The 17,624-nt window shown below is 65.6% G+C and carries 27 protein-coding genes; 13 read left to right on the plus strand and 14 right to left on the minus strand.

What is annotated here, in order from left to right:
* Positions 1 to 31: 31 nt before the first annotated feature.
* The 9 genes from CJ028_RS10710 to CJ028_RS10750 form a co-directional block, all read right to left on the minus strand.
* Positions 32 to 655, minus strand: a complete 624-nt coding sequence (locus CJ028_RS10710) for a DUF3618 domain-containing protein (protein WP_105035247.1) — start codon at positions 653 to 655, stop codon at positions 32 to 34.
* Positions 652 to 1,068, minus strand: coding sequence for a phage holin family protein (locus CJ028_RS10715; RefSeq protein ID WP_105035248.1), 417 nt, complete (start codon positions 1,066 to 1,068; stop codon positions 652 to 654). Before CJ028_RS10715 ends, CJ028_RS10710 begins: the two co-directional genes overlap by 4 nt.
* Positions 1,065 to 1,841: a hypothetical protein gene (locus CJ028_RS10720; protein WP_129590464.1), complete on the minus strand. Its 777-nt coding sequence runs from the start codon at positions 1,839 to 1,841 to the stop codon at positions 1,065 to 1,067. Before CJ028_RS10720 ends, CJ028_RS10715 begins: the two co-directional genes overlap by 4 nt.
* A 75-nt stretch (positions 1,842 to 1,916) precedes the next feature.
* Positions 1,917 to 2,090, minus strand: a complete 174-nt coding sequence (locus CJ028_RS10725; protein WP_105035250.1) for a CsbD family protein — start codon at positions 2,088 to 2,090, stop codon at positions 1,917 to 1,919.
* The gene (locus tag CJ028_RS10730; protein WP_105035251.1) at positions 2,087 to 2,776 is read right to left on the minus strand and encodes a hypothetical protein; all 690 of its coding nucleotides are present in this window, start codon (positions 2,774 to 2,776) and stop codon (positions 2,087 to 2,089) included. Before CJ028_RS10730 ends, CJ028_RS10725 begins: the two co-directional genes overlap by 4 nt.
* The gene (locus tag CJ028_RS10735; protein WP_105035252.1) at positions 2,773 to 3,357 is read right to left on the minus strand and encodes a DUF6286 domain-containing protein; all 585 of its coding nucleotides are present in this window, start codon (positions 3,355 to 3,357) and stop codon (positions 2,773 to 2,775) included. Before CJ028_RS10735 ends, CJ028_RS10730 begins: the two co-directional genes overlap by 4 nt.
* On the minus strand, positions 3,354 to 3,800 hold the full coding sequence (locus tag CJ028_RS10740) for a hypothetical protein (protein ID WP_129590465.1): 447 nt from the start codon (positions 3,798 to 3,800) through the stop codon (positions 3,354 to 3,356). The genes CJ028_RS10735 and CJ028_RS10740 overlap by 4 nt, the downstream gene beginning before the upstream one ends.
* Before the next feature lie 2 nt (positions 3,801 to 3,802).
* Complete coding sequence (locus CJ028_RS10745) at positions 3,803 to 3,997, minus strand: DUF2273 domain-containing protein (RefSeq protein WP_105035254.1); 195 nt, start codon at positions 3,995 to 3,997, stop codon at positions 3,803 to 3,805.
* Positions 3,994 to 4,476, minus strand: a complete 483-nt coding sequence (locus CJ028_RS10750; protein ID WP_105035255.1) for an Asp23/Gls24 family envelope stress response protein — start codon at positions 4,474 to 4,476, stop codon at positions 3,994 to 3,996. Before CJ028_RS10750 ends, CJ028_RS10745 begins: the two co-directional genes overlap by 4 nt.
* A 187-nt stretch (positions 4,477 to 4,663) precedes the next feature.
* Here CJ028_RS10750 and CJ028_RS10755 point away from each other — a divergent pair, with 187 nt between their 5' ends.
* Genes CJ028_RS10755 through CJ028_RS10765 form a run of 3 tightly spaced genes read left to right on the plus strand, consistent with a single transcriptional unit; the run spans position 4,664 to position 6,155 of the window.
* A complete protein-coding gene (locus tag CJ028_RS10755; protein WP_105035313.1) occupies positions 4,664 to 5,182 on the plus strand; it encodes an RNA polymerase sigma factor in 519 nt (172 codons plus the stop codon).
* The gene (locus CJ028_RS10760) at positions 5,179 to 5,826 is read left to right on the plus strand and encodes an Asp23/Gls24 family envelope stress response protein (protein ID WP_129590466.1); all 648 of its coding nucleotides are present in this window, start codon (positions 5,179 to 5,181) and stop codon (positions 5,824 to 5,826) included. The genes CJ028_RS10755 and CJ028_RS10760 overlap by 4 nt, the downstream gene beginning before the upstream one ends.
* Entirely contained in the window at positions 5,826 to 6,155 is a 330-nt protein-coding gene (locus CJ028_RS10765) for a hypothetical protein (RefSeq protein ID WP_105035257.1), read from the plus strand. Before CJ028_RS10760 ends, CJ028_RS10765 begins: the two co-directional genes overlap by 1 nt.
* A 4-nt stretch (positions 6,156 to 6,159) precedes the next feature.
* Here CJ028_RS10765 and CJ028_RS21385 read toward each other — a convergent pair whose 3' ends face one another.
* The gene (locus CJ028_RS21385; protein WP_240607196.1) at positions 6,160 to 6,516 is read right to left on the minus strand and encodes a hypothetical protein; all 357 of its coding nucleotides are present in this window, start codon (positions 6,514 to 6,516) and stop codon (positions 6,160 to 6,162) included.
* 113 nt (positions 6,517 to 6,629) lie between these two features.
* Between CJ028_RS21385 and CJ028_RS21390 the strand changes: the two genes are divergently transcribed.
* The gene (locus tag CJ028_RS21390) at positions 6,630 to 6,776 is read left to right on the plus strand and encodes a hypothetical protein (RefSeq protein WP_240607197.1); all 147 of its coding nucleotides are present in this window, start codon (positions 6,630 to 6,632) and stop codon (positions 6,774 to 6,776) included.
* Positions 6,777 to 6,783: 7 nt separating this feature from the next.
* Here CJ028_RS21390 and CJ028_RS10775 read toward each other — a convergent pair whose 3' ends face one another.
* Entirely contained in the window at positions 6,784 to 7,269 is a 486-nt protein-coding gene (locus tag CJ028_RS10775) for an Lrp/AsnC family transcriptional regulator (protein ID WP_105035258.1), read from the minus strand.
* A 147-nt stretch (positions 7,270 to 7,416) separates the two neighbouring features.
* On the opposite strand from CJ028_RS10775, the gene ald reads away from it, so the two are divergent.
* Positions 7,417 to 8,532 carry an alanine dehydrogenase gene (ald, locus tag CJ028_RS10780; protein WP_105035259.1) on the plus strand — a complete coding sequence of 372 codons (1,116 nt, stop codon included), beginning with the start codon at positions 7,417 to 7,419 and terminating at the stop codon, positions 8,530 to 8,532.
* Positions 8,533 to 8,591: 59 nt separating this feature from the next.
* Here the strand turns inward: ald and CJ028_RS10785 are convergent, their stop codons facing one another.
* Positions 8,592 to 9,194, minus strand: coding sequence for an NAD(P)-dependent oxidoreductase (locus tag CJ028_RS10785; protein ID WP_105035260.1), 603 nt, complete (start codon positions 9,192 to 9,194; stop codon positions 8,592 to 8,594).
* Between the two features lie 87 nt (positions 9,195 to 9,281).
* On the opposite strand from CJ028_RS10785, the gene CJ028_RS10790 reads away from it, so the two are divergent.
* Positions 9,282 to 9,650: a winged helix-turn-helix transcriptional regulator gene (locus CJ028_RS10790; RefSeq protein WP_105035261.1), complete on the plus strand. Its 369-nt coding sequence runs from the start codon at positions 9,282 to 9,284 to the stop codon at positions 9,648 to 9,650.
* Positions 9,651 to 9,704: 54 nt separating this feature from the next.
* Here the strand turns inward: CJ028_RS10790 and CJ028_RS10795 are convergent, their stop codons facing one another.
* Positions 9,705 to 10,145, minus strand: a complete 441-nt coding sequence (locus CJ028_RS10795) for a MarR family winged helix-turn-helix transcriptional regulator (RefSeq protein WP_105035262.1) — start codon at positions 10,143 to 10,145, stop codon at positions 9,705 to 9,707.
* A 58-nt stretch (positions 10,146 to 10,203) separates the two neighbouring features.
* Here CJ028_RS10795 and CJ028_RS10800 point away from each other — a divergent pair, with 58 nt between their 5' ends.
* From CJ028_RS10800 to CJ028_RS10825, 6 genes are all read left to right on the plus strand, one after another.
* Positions 10,204 to 10,446 (plus strand): hypothetical protein, encoded by a 243-nt coding sequence (locus CJ028_RS10800; RefSeq protein WP_105035314.1) that lies wholly within the window; start codon positions 10,204 to 10,206, stop codon positions 10,444 to 10,446.
* A gap of 37 nt (positions 10,447 to 10,483) precedes the next feature.
* Entirely contained in the window at positions 10,484 to 12,208 is a 1,725-nt protein-coding gene (locus CJ028_RS10805; protein WP_105035263.1) for an aldehyde dehydrogenase family protein, read from the plus strand.
* 61 nt (positions 12,209 to 12,269) lie between these two features.
* Positions 12,270 to 13,556 (plus strand): ATP-binding protein, encoded by a 1,287-nt coding sequence (locus CJ028_RS10810; protein ID WP_105035264.1) that lies wholly within the window; start codon positions 12,270 to 12,272, stop codon positions 13,554 to 13,556.
* A 165-nt stretch (positions 13,557 to 13,721) separates the two neighbouring features.
* The gene (locus CJ028_RS10815) at positions 13,722 to 14,792 is read left to right on the plus strand and encodes an ATP-binding cassette domain-containing protein (RefSeq protein ID WP_105035315.1); all 1,071 of its coding nucleotides are present in this window, start codon (positions 13,722 to 13,724) and stop codon (positions 14,790 to 14,792) included.
* A 131-nt stretch (positions 14,793 to 14,923) separates the two neighbouring features.
* Complete coding sequence (locus CJ028_RS10820; protein ID WP_439099038.1) at positions 14,924 to 15,751, plus strand: ABC transporter permease; 828 nt, start codon at positions 14,924 to 14,926, stop codon at positions 15,749 to 15,751.
* 31 nt (positions 15,752 to 15,782) lie between these two features.
* Positions 15,783 to 16,181, plus strand: a complete 399-nt coding sequence (locus CJ028_RS10825) for a VOC family protein (RefSeq protein ID WP_105035266.1) — start codon at positions 15,783 to 15,785, stop codon at positions 16,179 to 16,181.
* 4 nt (positions 16,182 to 16,185) lie between these two features.
* On the opposite strand, the gene CJ028_RS10830 is transcribed toward CJ028_RS10825, so the two are convergent.
* Positions 16,186 to 17,043, minus strand: a complete 858-nt coding sequence (locus tag CJ028_RS10830) for a LysR family substrate-binding domain-containing protein (RefSeq protein ID WP_161498960.1) — start codon at positions 17,041 to 17,043, stop codon at positions 16,186 to 16,188.
* A 73-nt stretch (positions 17,044 to 17,116) separates the two neighbouring features.
* On the opposite strand from CJ028_RS10830, the gene CJ028_RS10835 reads away from it, so the two are divergent.
* Entirely contained in the window at positions 17,117 to 17,557 is a 441-nt protein-coding gene (locus CJ028_RS10835; RefSeq protein WP_105035316.1) for a DUF5997 family protein, read from the plus strand.
* Positions 17,558 to 17,624 lie beyond the last annotated feature (67 nt).

Below are 17,624 nucleotides of genomic sequence, written 5' to 3' on the forward strand. Positions count from 1 at the left end.
ACGACCCCCGGCGGTGGAAATCTACCGCGATTTAGTAGAGGTCGGTGTTGCTTTTGTGCTTCGCCGTTGCGGCGTCATCGTGTGCCGCGTCGCCGACGGTGTCTTTGGCTGACACAGCCTCGTCCTTCACGTCGTTGGCTGCCCCCTGCGCGGCTGCCTTGACCTCGTCGACGGCGCCTTCGGCACTGTCCTTCACGGCGGCGACGGCCTCCTGCGCGGGCTCACGCAGGCTATCGGCCAGTTGCTTGGCGGCATCCGTCGCCTCCGAAATGAACGGCTGGGCTGCTTCTTTCAGCGAGCTCGCCAGTTGCTTCTCCTTGTCGCTGGCCGGAACCAGTGACGCAGCCAGCCAGCCGATACCGAAGGAGATGAGTCCGACGGCGAGGGGGTTGCCTTTGGTGGTGTTCGCGGCGTGGTGCGGCAGCTCACCCATGGTGTCGGTCGCCGAAGACACTGCGTCGCCGGTGTGTGAGGCCGCGCCCATGACGCGTTCTGACACGGAACCGAGGGCAGACTTCACCTTGTCGGTCTGACGCTGCATGATCTTGGCGGGAGTCACCTTATCGGCAAGCGCGTCGACGTCGCCGCCGAGCTCGCGCCGGGTGCGCTCGATCTCAGCCCGGATCTGGTCGGGGGTTCGGTCGGTGTCGGTCATCGGTTCTCCTCGTTTCTTTTCAATGTGTCAGGAATTTTCTTCAGGGAATCAACGGTGCGCGGCACACCCTTGACGGCTTGCAGTTCCTTGCGGCCGATCAGGAACAGTACGAGCCCGATGAGCGCCCAGATAGCGGCCACGATCAGCCCGGACCAGCCATTGCCGACCAGGTAGCCGAGGCCCCACCAGAGGGCGATCGACAAAAACAGAACGGCCATGATGGCGGCGTAGCCGGCGCCGCCCAGCATGCCAGCGCCTTTACCGGCCCGGGTGGCCGATTGGCGAAGCTCGGCCTTGGCCAGTTCGAGTTCCTGACGCATGAGCGTGGAGAGATCACGCGTGACTTCCCCCAGCAGATCTCCCAGCGAGGTCTCCGCTGCCTTGCGCTCTGAGGGAGTATGCAGGTCGGTCATCGCTCCGGAACCGCCAGGTCGGGGTCGTCGCCGAGCAGACCGGGCTGCTCAGCGAAACCTGTGCGGTAGCTGGTGTCGGTGAGCCCGACAACGCCGGCTTGGCTGACCGAGCCACTGGGCCCCGACAGACCCACGGCGGGGTCAGAAACGCCGGTATACCGGGGCGTGATGGTGGGGTGGTCGGTGCCCTCATTCGTTCCGTCATCGGCCGAGTCGGCAGCGACCGAGCGCGTCAACCGGCCGGCCAGAATGCCTGCCAGGGCGGCTAGCGCGATGAACGTGCCGGGTTTGCGGCGGGCATAGGAGCGAACCTCGTCGAGGAGCGACCCTGGGTCGCGGTCGTCGAGCCAGGTGGCGACGTTTCCGGTGCGAGAAGCGGCCTGGCGCACGAGGTCGGTTGCGACGCCATCCGCGTCGGACGCGGTGGCCATCTGGGTCAGTTCGTCGCTGATAGAGCGCAGGCCCTCGGCAACTTTGGCCTGCTGTTCGCCGGCCTGCTCTGTAAGTTGGCTGCGGGCATCCGTTAGTAGATCCTTCGCCTGCTTCTTGGTCTCGGCGGCGACTTTTCCTACTTCATTTTTCGTGACGTCGGCGACCTCACCGGCTGCGTGCGCGGCAGTGTCACCCAGGTTCGCGGCTTGATCGACTGCGACGTTCGCGGTGTGCGAAGCGGCGTCCTTGGCGGGTGATGACGTATCCGCGTCGAACGGGGAATCGTCGTCGGCGGGTGCCGACGAGGTTGCGTAGAAGTTGGACATTGTGCTTCTTTTCATGGCGTGATTCGGCCGGAGGGCCAGGGGAATGACGGTGCGCGGCCGGCGTCAGCGCCCGCCGCGCACCGGGTGGGGCTAGTCCTTGAAGACGTCCTTGACGTCTTCGCCGACCTTCTTGGCGCTAGCCGCCTTCTGGTCGGCACGGCCTTCAGCGACTTTGGAGTCATCGTTGGTGGCCTTGCCGACGGCCTCGGTGGTCTTGCCCTTGAGGTCCTGCGCGGCGTTCTTGATCTTGTCGCTTGCACTCATGGTGTTCTCTCTTTCGTGTGGTGTTTCCTGGGACCGTTCGGCACGGGCGCGCTGAACGAAGAATGGGCATTCGATTTGCTTGAGCGGATGCGAGTGCTTCGGCTTGTGCGCACCCGAAAGCCGCCGCTGATCTGCAGCAGGGCGGGGATGCGCCGGCCGAGCAGTTCGTCGAGGGCGGTGAGGGACTGTTCGACAATGCGCACGACGTCGGTCGGGGAAGTACCGCGGCGACAGATGACCGAGACCTTGAGCACGGCCTCCCGCGCAACCCGGTAGGTCGACACGCGGGTCGACAGAAACTCGGGGTGCTCGCCGAACGCCTGTTGCAGCGCCTGCCCGGCGACGGCGGAATCAACCTGGGTTACGCCCCAGTTTGTGGTCTGCTCACTGATCAGTCGGCCGGAGTGGCCACCGCCCTGCCGGAGAATGAAACTGAGCAGCACCCCCACGGTTGCCACCAGCAGAGCGAGGGCGACGATCCAGAGCCAGCTGTGCGTACTCGTTCCCAGCGGCGTGGCCTGGAGCCAGCCCGCGACCGTGGTGCGGGTGGTATCGAAAACCGAGCTCCAGACATCCCGCAGAGCGGCTTGCGATGAGAGCAGACCGAGCAGAACAGCCACTGCGAGCAGCAGCAGGCCGACCAGGACCAGAACGGTGCGGTTGAGCGCTCGGTTGGTGTTGTTCATGCTCCGACCTTTCCGCCGGAGGCCACCACGACCCGCGTCTGTAACGCCGGGCGCAGCTGCAAGCCGTCGAGCTGGTCACGCACAGCCGTGAGTACCGTGTCGCGGTGCACGGCCTGGCCCGAGATCGGCACCAGGTGCACCGTGGTGAGGCGGCGAGAGATGCTCACCCGGGTGTTGTCCGGATCGATCCCGCCCGTGCGAGCGGCGCGCCTCGCGAGAGCAGATGCGATCACCTCGTCATCGACGATGGTCACCGCGCGCTCGGAGACCATCACATGCCTGGCCCTGCGTCCGGGCGAGAGCGCCAGGACCAGCAGGACGATGCCGCCCAGCGCGCAGCCGACGGCGATTCCGACGAGCAGTGACAGGGGCGCGGTCGACGCAGCCGCTATGCCGTCCACCAGATCGGCCGGTGCGCTCAGTAGCGCCGGCTGATCGATCAGCCGCAGCACGATCTCAGTACCCAACCACCCACACAGCAGGATGACCACGATCGCCACTGCGATCGCTGCAGCGGACCGCGGTGAGTGTAGCTCGCGGCGGCTGATGCGCCCGTACGTTGCCGACGTGGAAGCGGTCATCGCACACGCCGTTCCCTGGTGACATCCACTCCGGTTAGATGCACGGTGACCGTGCCGATGTCCGCGCCGGTGAGTTCGCCGACGCGGCGTCGGATGTCGGTCTGCGACTGGGCCGATCGAGCCAGAATAGTCCCCCCGGTGCGGGCGATGAGGGCCGGTTCGCTCGTGACGCGCTGTAGGGAAACGACACGAATCGAGGTGCTGACCGTAAGCGCGAGCCTGCCGTGGTCATCGCCGAGCTCGACGCCGACCTGGTTCGCGGCCACGCCGAGCGACTCCGCGGTGACCATGGAGACGATCTGGCGAAGCGCCCGCGGCACAATGCGGGTGCGGCCACGGGCTGCGCGGGGCGCTGCTGCCGGAGCTTGGGCATCCGCTGGTTCCGCGGCCGTTTCACCCGGGGTATCGCCGCCGAGAAACCAACCAGGGGAATCGGCCGTCACGCTCACGATGATGAGCGCTTTCCCTGAAAGGCTCCGATCAGTGAACTCACGTCGAGACGGCCGTCAACCACTCGGCCTACGAGCGCGCCGACCAGCATGGCCAGGCCGACGAACAGGAACGCCCAGAACCCCAGAACCACCCAGGTCAGCGCCAGGATCGCGCCAACCAGCATTCCGGTACGGGTCGCGGTAGTCATCGGAGTGCGGCTTTGGTCGGCTCAGCCTCGGTGTTGTCGTCGCTCGGCAGGTGAATGTCAACGATGGTCACGTTCACCTCGGTGACCTCCAGCCCGACGAGATCTTCGATGGCGCGAATGACATTCGAGCGGATGTCGTCGGCCACCTGCTGCAACTGCACTGGGTAGTCCGCAACGATGGTGACGTCCACGGCCACCTGCGTCTCGCCGACCTCGACGGAGACGCCCTGGCTCACATCAGTGTTGTTCATCGCCTCGCGAATGGCGCCGAGGGCGCGAGCGGCTCCGCCACCGAGGGCGTGCACCCCGGCGACCTCGCGGGCGGCGAGGCCGGCGACCTTGGCCACGACGCCGTCGTTGATGACGGTCTTTCCCGTGCCGGTGAGCGGCTCGCCGGCCAGCGCGGTGCCGATCGGGGCGCGGCTGCGTGGGGACTTGTTTGAGGAAGCTGCGGTGCCGTTGGTATCGCTGAGGTCCATCTGAATGACTCCTTAGTGCCTAACCGTTTGGTGAGGCTAAACGCGGATTGTTACCTGTAAGACGAAAGCTGTGGCATATTCGTCACGCAAAGATGAGAAATCTTTACCTACGCGTGCACGAGGAGGAGATGTGCCTGGCACTGTGCCTGAGCAGGTCGCGTCGCCGCTCGATACTGCGGCCGACCAGATGCTCGCCGAACGTGCCGCCGACGGTGACCTGCGTGCCTTCGAGGTACTCGTACGCCGATACGGTCCGCTCATGAGGGTTCAGGCAACGCGCGTCCTCGGCTCCAATGACGAGACAGATGACGTCGTACAGGAGTCATTCATCACGGCGTGGCAGCAACTCGGCACGCTCGACGACCCCAGCGCTGTGAAGAGCTGGCTCATGCGTATCGTCAGCCGCAAGAGTATTGATCGCGTGCGCGCTCGCCGCGAGCACGCCAATATCGACGATACGGATGCCCCAGCACCGGAAAGCCGCGCGCCGCACGCTCTCGCCGAAACGCTGTCCCAGACCGAGGCGCTCTCCCGAGTGCTGGCCGGCCTCCCCGAGGACCAAAGACGTTGCTGGACCCTGCGCGAAATCGCCGAGTACAGCTACGGTGATATTGCCGCCGAGTTGGACCTGCCCCTCTCAACCGTACGTGGACTTCTGGCCCGCGCCCGCAAAACCCTGCTTCGAGAGATGGAGGAATGGCGATGACCGAACTGACGCCGGCCGATCGGCGCTTCGCCGCTTTCGACCTGGAAGACACCGAGCGGGAACGGACCGACCTGAATGGCCACACCATCGAGCAACTCAGCGAATACCTCGATCGCGGCCAGATGCCCGCCGACCCGAGTATCGACGATTCGCCGGAATGCGAGATCGCCCTGCGCAGTCTCGGGCGCCTGCGCCTGGCCCAGCAGTCGCTGCTCGAGCGAGACCTCGAACGCGAATCCCTGCGTGATGACAGCTGGGTGGCGTCAATTCTCAGCAACATCACGCTGGAAGCGCATGCGGGCCGGGAAATACCGCTCACCCACCCCGCACCCACCGCGAGACTGGTAGTGACAGAGGGCGCCGTGCGCGGCATCCTGCGAGAAACCGGCGACCGCATGCAGAACGTTGTGGTCGGACGGTGTGTGCTGGTCGGCGATGTCGGCGTCTCCGGAATGCCGATCACGATTCTGGTCGACGTCACCGTATTCCCCGGCGAGAATATACCGCTGCTGGCCGATGATTTACGTCAAGCGATGTATTCCGCGCTGGGCAAACACACCGAGCTGGTGGTAGCGGCCATTGATATCACGGTGAGCGATCTGCAGGCCGTGCCCGACGCATCCGCTCGAGCACAGGAGAACTGATGACCGAGGTCCTTCCCTCCACCGATCAGCTGGATGCCGTGGTGCGTCAGGTTCCCGGTGTGGACGCGTTGTATCCCGCCGGATCGATCGTGTCCACCGTGCTCAGCGCCACCGTGCACGCTGTGACGCATCCTGGCCAGGCGGCGCCGATGGTGCTCATCGAGAAGCAGGCCGACGGAGTGCGGGTCACGGTCAGAATCGGCATCGGTGCGACCGAGTCTTCGACCGAGGTCAGCGGGCGAGTGCACGATGCCATTGCCGCGCACGTGGGGCAGAGCGGCACAGTGCCGGTCGCGCAGATCGCCGTGATCGTGGCCCGGATTGGTTGAGCGTCTAGCCGATCGTGGCCAGCCATGCTAACTTGCCCCGATGAAGCAGAGAGAGATGTTCCTTCAAGCGGATGCCGCGTTGCGCTGTGTCGTCGACCAGATCACACCCGCGCAGCTCGACCTGCCGGCACCGGCCGAGTGGTCGCGCAAGAAGAACCCGACGCTCCGTGACATTCTGGCCTCGCACGCCGAGGACGAAGCCTGGTTGCCCGCGGTGCTGGAAGGCCGCACGATCGAGGAGGTCGGCGACACCTACCAAGGCGATCTCCTCGGGGACGATCCGATCGGCAATTACGACCGCCTCAACGAGTTGACGACCAAAGTGGTCACGGGCAACCTCGACCCCGACAAGGTCGTGCACCTGAGCTACGGAGATTACCCCTCGGCGAAGCTCTGCAGCACACCGCCCTGTACCGGGCGTTCCAGGCCTGGAGCATCGCCAAGCACATCGGTCTCGACTACTCGCTGCCCGACGTGCTGGTCGAGAACCTCTGGGAACAGATCGCGCCCGACATCGAAATGTGGCGCGGCTTCAGTGTTTTTCCGCCCGAAGTGGCGGTACCCGAGACCGCAAATCGCGAGGTGCAGCTGCTCGGCAAGGTCGGCTACTGGCGCGAATAGCCCGGCGCTACTCCGGCGCGACCCCGTTGTAGAAGTGCTCGAACACCATGCTCGTTCTGGTGGACGCCACGGCGGGGTTGGCTGAGAGGTTCTCCAGCACGAAATCGCGCACATCGTCGGTGTCCCGGGCTGACAGATGAATGATGAAGTCTTCTGACCCGCCGAGAAAGAACAACTGCACGACGCGGGGCATCACCCGGATCGAATCGCGAAACGCCGGAATGTGGGTGCGGGCGCCGGCCCGAATGCTCACGCTGATCAGCGCCTGCAGGCCCAGGCCGATCGATTTCGGGTCGACCATTGCAGTGAAGCCCGTGACAATTCCGCGGCTGACCAGCGAACGCACTCGGGAGACGCAGGTGGATTCGGCGATGCCGGCAGCGCTGGCCAGGCGGCTGTTGGTGGTGCGGGAATCGGCCTGCAGCGCTGCGACCAGAACACGGTCGACCTCGTCGAGGGTCTCGATGACCCGAATTCTCTTCGTTTCTGCCATCGCATATCTCCAATTGGCCGCATATTTCGTGGAATATTCTTGAAGTCTGGCAGATTCTACTGATTTTACCTAGCGGAAACGAATCAATAGCAGTCTTACCTCTATCAAAGCCGAGTCGTTCGGCAGTAACCCCGAGACGGAGCACTTATGTTGGTCGGCATTCCCACTGAGATCAAGAACAACGAGAACCGCGTTGCGATCACCCCGGCCGGCGTCAACGAGCTCACCCGGCGCGGCCATGACGTCATCATCGAGAAGGGCGCCGGGCTGGGCTCGAGCATCACCGATGATGCTTTTCGCCTCGCCGGGGCATCCATTGTCGACACCGCCGCCGAAGTCTGGGCCGCGGCCGAACTACTCCTGAAGGTCAAGGAGCCCATTGCCAGCGAATACCCGCTAATGCGTCAGGGACAGGTGCTGTTCACCTACCTGCACCTCGCGGCCTCCGCTGAGTGCACCGACGCGCTGATCACGTCGGGAACAACGGCGATCGCCTACGAGACCGTGCAGCTGATGGATCGCAGTCTGCCGCTGCTCTCGCCGATGAGCGAGGTCGCCGGCCGCCTCTCGGTGCAGGTCGGCGCATACCACCTGCTGAGCGCCAATGGCGGCAGCGGAATTCTGCTCGGCGGCGTTCCCGGAACCCCCAAGGCCAAGGTCGTCGTGATCGGCGGCGGTGTCGCCGGTGAGCACGCCGCGGCCAACGCCCTGGGCATGGGCGCCGACGTGACCATCATCGACCTGTCGCTGGCCCGCCTCCGCCAGCTCGAAGCCCGCTTCAATGGCGAGATCCAGACGCGCGCGTCGACCCAGTACGAGATCGCCGAGCAGGTGCGGGAGGCCGACCTCGTGATCGGCTCCGTGCTCATTCCGGGCGCGCAGGCCCCGAAGCTCGTCACCGACGCCATGGTCGCGTCGATGAAGCCGGGCTCCGTGCTGGTCGACATCGCGATCGACCAGGGCGGCTGCTTCGAGGGCTCGCACGCCACCACCCACGACAACCCCACCTTCGCCGTGCACGACAGTGTTTACTACTGCGTCGCCAACATGCCGGGCGCCGTGCCGGCCACATCGACCCGGGCGCTGACCAACGCCACCCTGCCCTACGTCGTCGCCCTGGCCCAGAAGGGCTGGAAGAAGGCCATCGCCGAAGACGCCGCCCTGGCCAAGGGACTGAACGTGCACAACGGACGCATCACCAACGCGCACGTCGCGTCGGCTTTCCACGCCGAACTGCTGAGCGTCGCCGACGCGATCGCCTGAGGCGTCGCGCGGGGCAGCATTCGCTTCGAGCGGATGCCGGCCCCGCGCGACGCACTCGCTTAGTGCGCGACGGTGAAGCGACGGCGTTCGTGGGCCGGGGTTTCCAGCTCGTCAAGGGCCGCCACGGCGAAGTCTTGGGTCGAGATCTCGCTGCCGGCGGGGGAGTCGAGGCCGAGAACGTAGTGGCCGGTGCGGTCGCCGGGTGCGATCTCCGGCGCCGGGGCCAGCATGGTCCAGTCAAGGTCGGTCGACGCCCGATAGAGGTCGAGCACGGTGCTGAATGTGGAGGCTTCAGCGTGATACTCCGCGGGGAATCCCGGCGTGTCCTTGAGTTGCACGCCGTCGACGCTGAGAGCTCCGGCACCACCCACCACCAGGAGTCGCGAGGTTGACGGCGCAGCGATGATGGCTCGGTGCATGGCAACGAAGGAATCGTGCGGCTCGCCCGTGCGGTCCGGGGCGACCGACAGCACAACGATGTCGTGCTCGCCGGCGATCGCGGTGTAGCCGGCCGTGTCGCACAAGTCGGCTGCCAGGGCCGTGGCGCCGTTGACGGCGGTTCCGCTGCGCGAGATGGCGGTAACAGAGTGTCCGCGGTGCAGGGCTTCCGCGGTGATCTGGCTGCCGACCATGCCGGTGGCCCCGTAGATTGCGATTTTCATGGGCATCCGTTTCTGTGGCTTGGGGAGTGTGAACACTTTGACAGTATCAATCAGATACCGAGTACCTCAACGTCATATACTCACCTCATGGATACCGACTTTGATGTTCTCAAGGTGGACTGCCCGTCGCGGGTGGTACTGCAGCGGATCGGTGACAAGTGGGCGCCGTTGGTGTTCCAGGCGCTCAAGGGTGGCCCGTTGCGGTTCTCGCGGGTGCGCAGCACCATTCAGGGCGTGACGCCCAAGGTTCTCACCCAGACCCTGCGCACCCTCGAGCGTGACGGATTGGTGCGCCGCACCGTGTTCGCCGAGATTCCACCGCGGGTTGAGTACGAGCTGACCCCACTGGGGTTGACCCTGTTGGCGCCGCTCGACGCCGTGCGCACTTGGGCCGAGGGTAACGCCGCGCAGATTCTCGCCGCCCGCGACGATTACGACGAGCGCCAGGCCGGCTGACTCCTGACCCGAGTCAAGCAGATGCCGCCCGCCGGCGTGGACCACGCTCGCTCATCAGGAGGTTGCGGCGATTACCTGATGCAGAGCATCGCGCAGGGTGACCAGATCGTCGAGGGGCAGGTGGAGCGCTTCGACGACACGCGACGGGATGGTTTCGGCAACCGCGCGCAGGGCTGCGCCTTGAGCGGTCAGGGTGATGTCGAGCGTGCGTTCGTCGGCCTCGCGGCGTCGCCGACGCACATAGCCGGTGGCTTCAAGTCGTTTGAGCAGGGGAGAGAGGGTGGCCGACTCGAGGCAGAGGGTCTGGCCGAGGCCTTTGAGCGTGCGTGGACTCTCGTCCCAGAGGGAGAGCATGACCAGGTACTGGGGGTGGGTGAGCCCGAGCGGCTCCAGAATGGGCCGATACAGGGCGATGACATTGCGCGAGGCGATGGACAGGGCGAAGCAGACCTGGTTGTCGAGTGCGAGGGGGTTCTCGAGTGTTGACGATGTCATGGGGGTGTTCCGTTTCATCCGCTTGTCCGTCGTGCATTTAGTTAGTACACTAACAGTTATGACACACGGTAGGGAATCCCACCCGCGCAGCAAGGGACCTGGCGGACTAACGGCCTGGCTCAATGGTCGACTGTTTCCCATTCTGGGACCCCCGCCGGTCGGCCTGAGCGGGTCAGATCTGCTGCCGCCAGCGCCCGCGCCGGTGCGCTCCTGCCCGGTTTGTGCTCAGCCAATGGATCAGCACGACATTGACCGCTCGGGTGAGCGCACCCAGTTGCACTGCCCGGTCGCCGTGCCCTAGTCCTCGCACTAGGCTGGGCGGCGATCACGGGAGATTAATGGCCACGACGGTAAATCGCACAGAGTCTGATGGCGCCGACCCCGGCCGGGCTGGGGTCGGCCGGGTCGGACTTGACCTCGCCATCGCCGAGCTTGCCCTGGGAAGCGAACGATGGGCGGCGACTACCCTCGGTGCGCGAGCCGACCTTCTCGCCCGCACCGCAGCATCCGTTGCCGCGGCGTCGGCAGGCTGGGTGGCTGCGGCGGCCAGTGCCAAGGGGCTCGACCCCGCATCGTCGCTGATCGGTGAGGAATGGCTGACCGGGCCCTACGGGGTACTCACCGCGCTCTCAGCGCTGGGCCGCACCGTTCGGTCGCTCGACCGAGGACGCAGCCCGCTCGCCCGCCAGCGGTTCGGGCGCGCGCCGGGCGGTCGCGTCACGGTTCCCGTACTGCCGCACAGTGCTTGGGACGGGCTGCTTCTACACGGGTTCACTGCCCGGGCGTGGCTCCGACCCGGCGTCTCGGCGACGCAGGCTCGTGCCCAGGCCGGTCTGGGCCAACTCACGCCGACAGCATCCAACGGCGTCGGCCTCGTGCTCGGCGCCGGCAATATCTCCTCGATCGCACCGCTCGACGTGCTCTACGAGCTGATCGCGCACAATCGCGTCTCGATTCTCAAGCTCAACCCCACCTTCGACGGCCTGCTGCCGGTGTATCGGGCGGCGCTCGCCCCACTCATCGACGCGGGACTGCTGCGCATCGTCACCGGCGGCGCCGAGGTGGGCGCCTACCTCGCCCACCACCCTGGCATCAGCCACGTGCACATCACCGGCAGTGCGGCCACGCACGACATGATCGTGTTCGGCGGCTCTGATTCTCCCCGCCTCGGTAAACCGATCAGCAGTGAGCTCGGCGGAGTCTCGCCGATCATCGTACTGCCCGGCCGGTGGAGCGCCCAGGACCTCCGATACCAGGCCGAACACGTCGCCACCATGCGGCTGCACAACGGCGGTTACAACTGCATCGCCGGCCAGGTTCTTGTGCTCAGCTCCGCCTGGCCGCAAAAGGCCGCATTCCTCGACGCGGTCGCCGCCGCTCTCGGGGACACGCCGGCGCGACCGGCTTGGTACCCCGGCAGCGACAAGCGGATGCGCGCGGCCCGTGCCGCCTATCCGGCCGCGCAGCCGATTCCCGGTGGGCGACTGCTCGTTGCGGCGTCTGCGGCATCCGCTTCAACCGAAGATATGCTCACCACGGAATACTTCGCGCCGGTGCTCGGCGTCGTCGAACTTCCCGGCTCCGGTCAGGACTTTCTCGACTTGGCGGTGGAGACCGTCAACGGCGAGTGCCTGGGTACTCTCGGTGCCAACATTCTCGGGCTGCCGGCCACCATCCGGCGGCTCGGGCCGGGATTCGAGCAGGCCGTCACGCGCCTACGCTACGGAACGATCGCGATCAATGCCTGGACCGGTGTGGGCTTTCTGTCGGCGGCGGCACCGTGGGGCGCTTTTCCCGGGCATACCCTCGAGAACGTGCAGAGCGGCATCGGCGTGGTGCACAACGCCCTGCTCCTCGACGACGTTGAGCGCACGGTCGTGCGGGGACCGTTTCGGCCGTTTCCGCGCTCGGTGCTGCATGGTGAGTGGGCTCTGCTGCCCAAGCCGCCGTGGTTCTTATCGGCCCGAAGCGGCACGCTGACCGCCCGCCTGCTGACCGACTTCGCCGCGCAACCATCAGTCCGCAAGCTGCTGCGCATCCTCGCCGCCGCCTTTCGCGCCTGAGCGGGTGCAATAGATTGGCAGCACCCCCAATGACGGGAGATCCACTGATGCGAGGTTCACGATGACTGGCTGGCGACTGCGCGATTTTCACTCTGACGACCTGGACGGCATTCTGCGGTTGTGGGAGGAGATCAAAGCGTCAGACACCGAACCGGTCTACGGCCTGTCCGAGGTGCTTGCCTCCTGCCAGAAGGATCATGCCGTCGTGGCGGTGCACGGCGATGAGGTCGTCGGAGCCGCCGTTGGCCGGGCCGCCCATGCCCAGGGCTGGATCGTTTTTCTCGCCACCGCCGAAAAGTGGCAGAGCCAAGGAATCGGCACGGCCATGCTCGCCGCTCTCGAGGCCCGCATGGCCCCGCACGGCATGACCAAACTCTCAGCGCTCATGCCCGAATCCGAGACCAAGGTCGATGCTTTTCTCAATCGCGGATTCGAGGTCAAGAAGAACCTGCGGTACTTCGAACGGCACATTCCGGTGCAGCGCGAGGAGCTTAAGCTGCTCGGCGAACTTGGCGGCCGCGTGCTGCCGCGCGACCTCTGGCAGAAGGTCGGCGGTATGGCACGCGAGAAGGAACTGCTCGAACGCCGGTTGGTCATGCCCCTGGCCAAACCCGAACTCGCCGAGCAATACGGGGTTTCGCCGCCCAAGGCCGTCGTGCTTTTCGGCCCTCCCGGCACCGGAAAGACCACGTTCGCGAAGGCGATCGCTTCCCGCCTGGAATGGTCGTTCATCGAGGTCTTCCCGTCGCGCCTCGCGGCCGACCCTCAGGGGCTGGCGGGTGCGCTCCGCGAGACCTTTCTGAAGATTTCCGAGCTCGAACACGCGGTCGTGTTCATCGACGAGGTCGAGGAGATCGCCGCCCAGCGCTCGGGCGAACCGCCGTCGGCCATGCAGGGCGTCACCAACGAGCTGCTCAAGATCATTCCGGCCTTCCGCGAACAGCCCGGACGCCTGCTGGTCTGCGCGACCAACTTCATTCGCGCGCTCGACTCCGCCTTTCTCCGGCACGGCCGCTTCGACTATGTCGTGCCGATCGGCCTGCCGGATATCGCCGCCCGCCAGGCCATCTGGGAACGGTACATTCCAGAAGCGGTGTCTGACGAGGTCGACTTGGCCGTTCTCGTCGAGAAGAGCGACGGGTTCTCGCCGGCCGACGTGGAGTACGCGGCCCATCGGGCCTCGCAGCACGCGCTCGAGAAGGCGCTCTACCGTTCCGGCGACGGGCCCGTCATCAACGGCCCGAGCACCGACGACTATGCCCTGGCGATTTCCGAAACCCGCCGTACCGTGTCCGATGAGGTCGCGGCCGAGTTCCTCGAAGACATCGAGCGGCTCGCCCGGCTGTAGCGAAGCGGATGTCCGGGCCCACCTTATGACCGCGGGCCCAGTTTCTAAGCTGGGCCCGGGGACGGGGCCCGGGCCCCGTCCGAGTTGGAATCTGCGGTTGTTGAAGTTGGGGGGGCGTTACTAGCATGGGATCGAACCTGATTGCCCCACCCGATACCGCAAGGAATCCCCGTGATCATTGAGGCCCAGGGCCTGACCAAGACCTACCAATCCAAAAGCGGGCCGGTGCACGCGCTCGCCGGGCTCGACCTACAGGTTCCACGCGGCACGGTCAAAGCACTGCTCGGCCCCAACGGCGCGGGAAAAACCACCGTCGTGAAGATGCTGACGACACTGATTCGACCGGATGCCGGCACCGCTGTCATCGACGGAATCGACGTCGTACGCCACCCCAAATCGGTGCGCCGCATCATCGGAGTGTCCGGCCAGTACGCCGCCGTCGACGAGAACCTCACCGGATTCGAGAACCTGGAGATGGTCGGTCGCTTGTACCATCTGGGCGGCGCGGCCGCCCGCCAACGGGCGAAGGAGCTCATCGACCTGTTCGAGCTCACCGCTGCCGGCAATCGGCCGGTCAAGGGGTTTTCCGGCGGTATGCGGCGGCGCATTGACCTCGCCGGAGCGCTCGTGATCAACCCCAAGGTGCTTTTTCTCGACGAGCCGACGACCGGGCTCGACCCCCGCAGTCGGATCGCCCTGTGGGACGTCATCAAGCGCCTCGTCGCCGACGGCACGACCGTGCTGCTCACCACGCAATACCTGGAAGAGGCCGACCAGCTCGCCGACGACATCGTCGTCATCGACGACGGCCGGGTCATCGCCGGGGGGACCTCGGACCAGCTCAAGGCGCAGATCGGCGGGCACCGCGTGGTCGTGGCGCTGGTCGATGCCGCCGACGGCGCTGCCGCTCGCGACATTCTCGCCCGACACGGATCGGGGCAACCCTCGGTCTCGACCGACGGTCGCGGGGCCGAGGTCGCCGTCACGGACGGCCCGACCGCGTTGCAGAACATGCTCGCCGACCTGCGCGCCGCCCAGATCAGCCTGCACGATGCTGGCATGCGCCGGCCCACCCTCGATGATGTGTTCCTCAAGCTCACCGGGCACAAAGCCGATCTGGATGCGACCGATGACGACGATGCCAGCGGGCCCAAGCTCTCGAAACGGGCGCAGGCCAAGCGCGCGCAGGCGCGCGCGGCGGATGCCGACGCGACCGATTTGGAGAAGGTGACATGAGCCCCCGACACTCGGCCGCACCGCCAGAGCCAACCACGCCAGAGTCAACCACGCCAGAGCCAACCACGCCAGAGCAGACATCGCCCCAGCAGGGCAGAGATGAGCCGGTCCTCGCGCGGGGCGAATCTCGCGTGGGGACCTTGCCCCCGCTACCCACCTGGAACCCGTTCTCGCTGTGGTACTCCGACGGCTGGACGGTAACCAAACGCAACCTGATCAAGATCAAGCGGTCGCCCGACATGCTCGTCTTCGCCGTGATCCAGCCGATCATGTTCGTTCTGCTCTTCAGCCAGGTGTACGGCGGCGCCATTGCGGTGGAGGGCAGTGACTACACGCAGTTCCTGATGGCCGGCATCTTCGCCCAGACCGTCGTGTTTGGTGCGACGTTCTCGGGTGCTGCCATGGCGCTCGACCTCAAGGAAGGCATTATCGACCGCTTTCGGAGCTTGCCGATGAACGCATCCGCTGTGCTGATCGGTCGAACGAATGGCGACCTCGTGCTGAACACCATCTCCATGATCATCATGATGGCGACCGGCCTGGCGGTTGGCTGGCGGGTCAACACCTCGCCGGCCGAATTTTTGGCCGGAGTGGGGCTGCTGCTGCTGTTCGGCTACGCGTTCAGCTGGGTGATGGCGCTGCTCGGTATGAGCGTGAAAAGCCCAGAGGTCATCAACAATGCGTCGTTCCTTATCCTCTTCCCGCTGACCTTCGTGTCGAACGCCTTCGTGCCGAGCGAGACCCTGCCGACCCCGTTGCGTGTCTTTGCCGAGTGGAACCCGGTGTCTTCGCTCGTGCAGGCCGTGCGGCAGCTGTTCGGCAACCTTGGCACCGCGCCGGTACCCGATATCTGGACCATGCAAAACCCGATCCTGACCGTACTCATCGGCATCACCGTAATGCTTCTGGTGTTCGTGCCGCTGTGCATTCGCAAGTTCGCCTCGATCAGCTCCCGCTGACCGATAAAAGTTCCCCCTGAAGGAGTCACTCATGCCCCAGACCGAGCACAACGTGGGAATCGTTGCCGGCTTCAGCGGATTCGCGGTTTCCGACCTCGATGCCGCGCGCACTTTCTATGCCGAAACCCTTGGCCTCGAGGTTACGGTCGAGGAGATGGGCCTATTGAGCATCGCCCTGCCGGGGGGCGGGATGGTCATCGCCTACCCGAAGCCGGACTTCGTACCCGCGACCTACACAATTCTTAATTTCGCGGTCATCGACCTCGATGCGACCGTCGACGAACTCACCGAGCGCGGCGTGGAGTTTCTGCGCTACGACGGCTTTGAGCAGAACGACAAGGGCATCGCCGGCGGCGGCGGGCAAGGGCCCGACATCGCCTGGTTCACCGACCCCGCCGGCAACATTCTGTCGGTGCTGAAGAACCCGTAGTTTCTCAGTGCCCGCGGCCCTTGCCCTTGTTGGGGTTCTTGGTCGGGCGGGTGCGGCCGGGTGAGGTCTCGGTTCTTTTACGCACGGCGGGTTTGGCCTTGGCTGCCGCGACCCGAATGGCCTTGGCCGCGGCCTTGGCCTTATCGGTCTTCTTGGGTTTACGCGGCGGCTTTTCCGGGCGGCCATCACTGCGTACCGCGGGCTGGCCTCCGTCTGCGACAAGGGCGGCGGCGTCGGCCGCAGCGGCGGCACCGGCATCCGTTCGCGAACTCTTCTTGGAGCGTCCGCGAACGATGCCGATGAATTCCTCGATCTCGTCTGTCGTCTCGCGGGTGATCCAGGCCAGGGCGATCTGGGTGTCGGCGACCCCGGTTACCGGGCGGGAAATGACGTCTTTACGGCCATACAGCCGGGCGATCGAGTGCGGCACGATGATGATGCCGACGCCGGCAGCGACCTGCTCCATGGTTTCGTCGAGGTCTCGCATCTGCGGCAGGGCTCGTCGGGTACCGGCACGCACCTCATCGGCGAGGTCACGCCACTCCGGCACGTCGTCGGGATTCTGCAAGAGGTGTTCGCCGGCCAGGTCGGCCAGTAGCACGGTCTCGGCTTGCTCGATTTCGTGGTCCTTCGACGCCACGACGACCGGAATCTCGTGGTACAGGTTGATGACGCTCAGGTTGGTGTCGTCGATCGGCAGGCGCACAAGGCTCAGCTCGGCCCGGCCGTCGTGCAGCACCGCGATCTGCTCCGCGGTCTCGGTGCGAAACACGGTGAGGGGGACGTCGGCTCGGCGGTCATTCCAGATGCGGGTCCACTTGGTGGGGGTCACACCGGCGACGAAGGCGAGGGAAAAGCTCACCGGTATCCTTTCTCGGGGAGTTGAGCGTGCGATTTGCCCAAACGAGGGCCCTCTCAGGCTATACGCTTGAACAATGAGTTCCGAGAAGAAGCCCCAGACCATGAAGCCCGCCACGGCGGCACAGAAACTCGGGATTCTGCTTGACGCGGCACCGGCCGAGTTTCAGACCGAATTTGTCAGCCGTACCGAGCTCGCCGAGCTCATGGCCAACCCGCCGGAGTGGCTCACGCTGCTTCGCGCCAACGGCCCGCACCCGCGCCAGGTTGTCGCTGCCAAGCTCGGCGTCTCGATCTCCGGACTGGCCCGCAGCGAGATCACCGACCCGTTGACCACCGCAGAGATCGCCGCCCTGTTGCAGCAGCCGCCGGCCTGGCTCGTGCTGGAACGTTCTACCCAGGCTGGCGTGCGCGCCGACCAGATCGCCGTGAAAGACCGCGACGCCCAGCGCGCGGCCAAGAAGGCGCACGTCGAACGTCAGGCTTCGCAGGAGCAGGCCAAGCGCGACCGCTCGTAGGTCTTCCTGACGGCCAATAGGTGGCCATTGTCTCAAGCATTTCACGCAGGGCGCGGGAGTTGCGCCG

The organism is Cryobacterium aureum (genome assembly GCF_002954245.1).
Lineage (GTDB): Bacteria > Actinomycetota > Actinomycetes > Actinomycetales > Microbacteriaceae > Cryobacterium > Cryobacterium aureum.

Excerpts from the sequence above, each read along its gene's own strand:
- CJ028_RS10710 (WP_105035247.1), bottom strand. The coding sequence starts at position 655 with ATGACCGACACCGACCGAACCCCCGACCAGATCCGGGCTGAGATCGAG.
- CJ028_RS10715 (WP_105035248.1), bottom strand. The coding sequence starts at position 1,068 with ATGACCGACCTGCATACTCCCTCAGAGCGCAAGGCAGCGGAGACCTCG.
- CJ028_RS10720 (WP_129590464.1), bottom strand. The coding sequence starts at position 1,841 with ATGAAAAGAAGCACAATGTCCAACTTCTACGCAACCTCGTCGGCACCC.
- CJ028_RS10725 (WP_105035250.1), bottom strand. The coding sequence starts at position 2,090 with ATGAGTGCAAGCGACAAGATCAAGAACGCCGCGCAGGACCTCAAGGGC.
- CJ028_RS10730 (WP_105035251.1), bottom strand. The coding sequence starts at position 2,776 with ATGAACAACACCAACCGAGCGCTCAACCGCACCGTTCTGGTCCTGGTC.
- CJ028_RS10735 (WP_105035252.1), bottom strand. The coding sequence starts at position 3,357 with ATGACCGCTTCCACGTCGGCAACGTACGGGCGCATCAGCCGCCGCGAG.
- CJ028_RS10745 (WP_105035254.1), bottom strand. The coding sequence starts at position 3,997 with ATGACTACCGCGACCCGTACCGGAATGCTGGTTGGCGCGATCCTGGCG.
- CJ028_RS10750 (WP_105035255.1), bottom strand. The coding sequence starts at position 4,476 with ATGGACCTCAGCGATACCAACGGCACCGCAGCTTCCTCAAACAAGTCC.
- CJ028_RS10755 (WP_105035313.1), top strand. The coding sequence starts at position 4,664 with ATGCTCGCCGAACGTGCCGCCGACGGTGACCTGCGTGCCTTCGAGGTA.
- CJ028_RS10760 (WP_129590466.1), top strand. The coding sequence starts at position 5,179 with ATGACCGAACTGACGCCGGCCGATCGGCGCTTCGCCGCTTTCGACCTG.
- CJ028_RS10765 (WP_105035257.1), top strand. The coding sequence starts at position 5,826 with ATGACCGAGGTCCTTCCCTCCACCGATCAGCTGGATGCCGTGGTGCGT.
- CJ028_RS10775 (WP_105035258.1), bottom strand. The coding sequence starts at position 7,269 with ATGGCAGAAACGAAGAGAATTCGGGTCATCGAGACCCTCGACGAGGTC.
- ald (WP_105035259.1), top strand. The coding sequence starts at position 7,417 with ATGTTGGTCGGCATTCCCACTGAGATCAAGAACAACGAGAACCGCGTT.
- CJ028_RS10785 (WP_105035260.1), bottom strand. The coding sequence starts at position 9,194 with ATGAAAATCGCAATCTACGGGGCCACCGGCATGGTCGGCAGCCAGATC.
- CJ028_RS10790 (WP_105035261.1), top strand. The coding sequence starts at position 9,282 with ATGGATACCGACTTTGATGTTCTCAAGGTGGACTGCCCGTCGCGGGTG.
- CJ028_RS10795 (WP_105035262.1), bottom strand. The coding sequence starts at position 10,145 with ATGACATCGTCAACACTCGAGAACCCCCTCGCACTCGACAACCAGGTC.
- CJ028_RS10800 (WP_105035314.1), top strand. The coding sequence starts at position 10,204 with ATGACACACGGTAGGGAATCCCACCCGCGCAGCAAGGGACCTGGCGGA.
- CJ028_RS10805 (WP_105035263.1), top strand. The coding sequence starts at position 10,484 with ATGGCCACGACGGTAAATCGCACAGAGTCTGATGGCGCCGACCCCGGC.
- CJ028_RS10810 (WP_105035264.1), top strand. The coding sequence starts at position 12,270 with ATGACTGGCTGGCGACTGCGCGATTTTCACTCTGACGACCTGGACGGC.
- CJ028_RS10825 (WP_105035266.1), top strand. The coding sequence starts at position 15,783 with ATGCCCCAGACCGAGCACAACGTGGGAATCGTTGCCGGCTTCAGCGGA.
- CJ028_RS10835 (WP_105035316.1), top strand. The coding sequence starts at position 17,117 with ATGAGTTCCGAGAAGAAGCCCCAGACCATGAAGCCCGCCACGGCGGCA.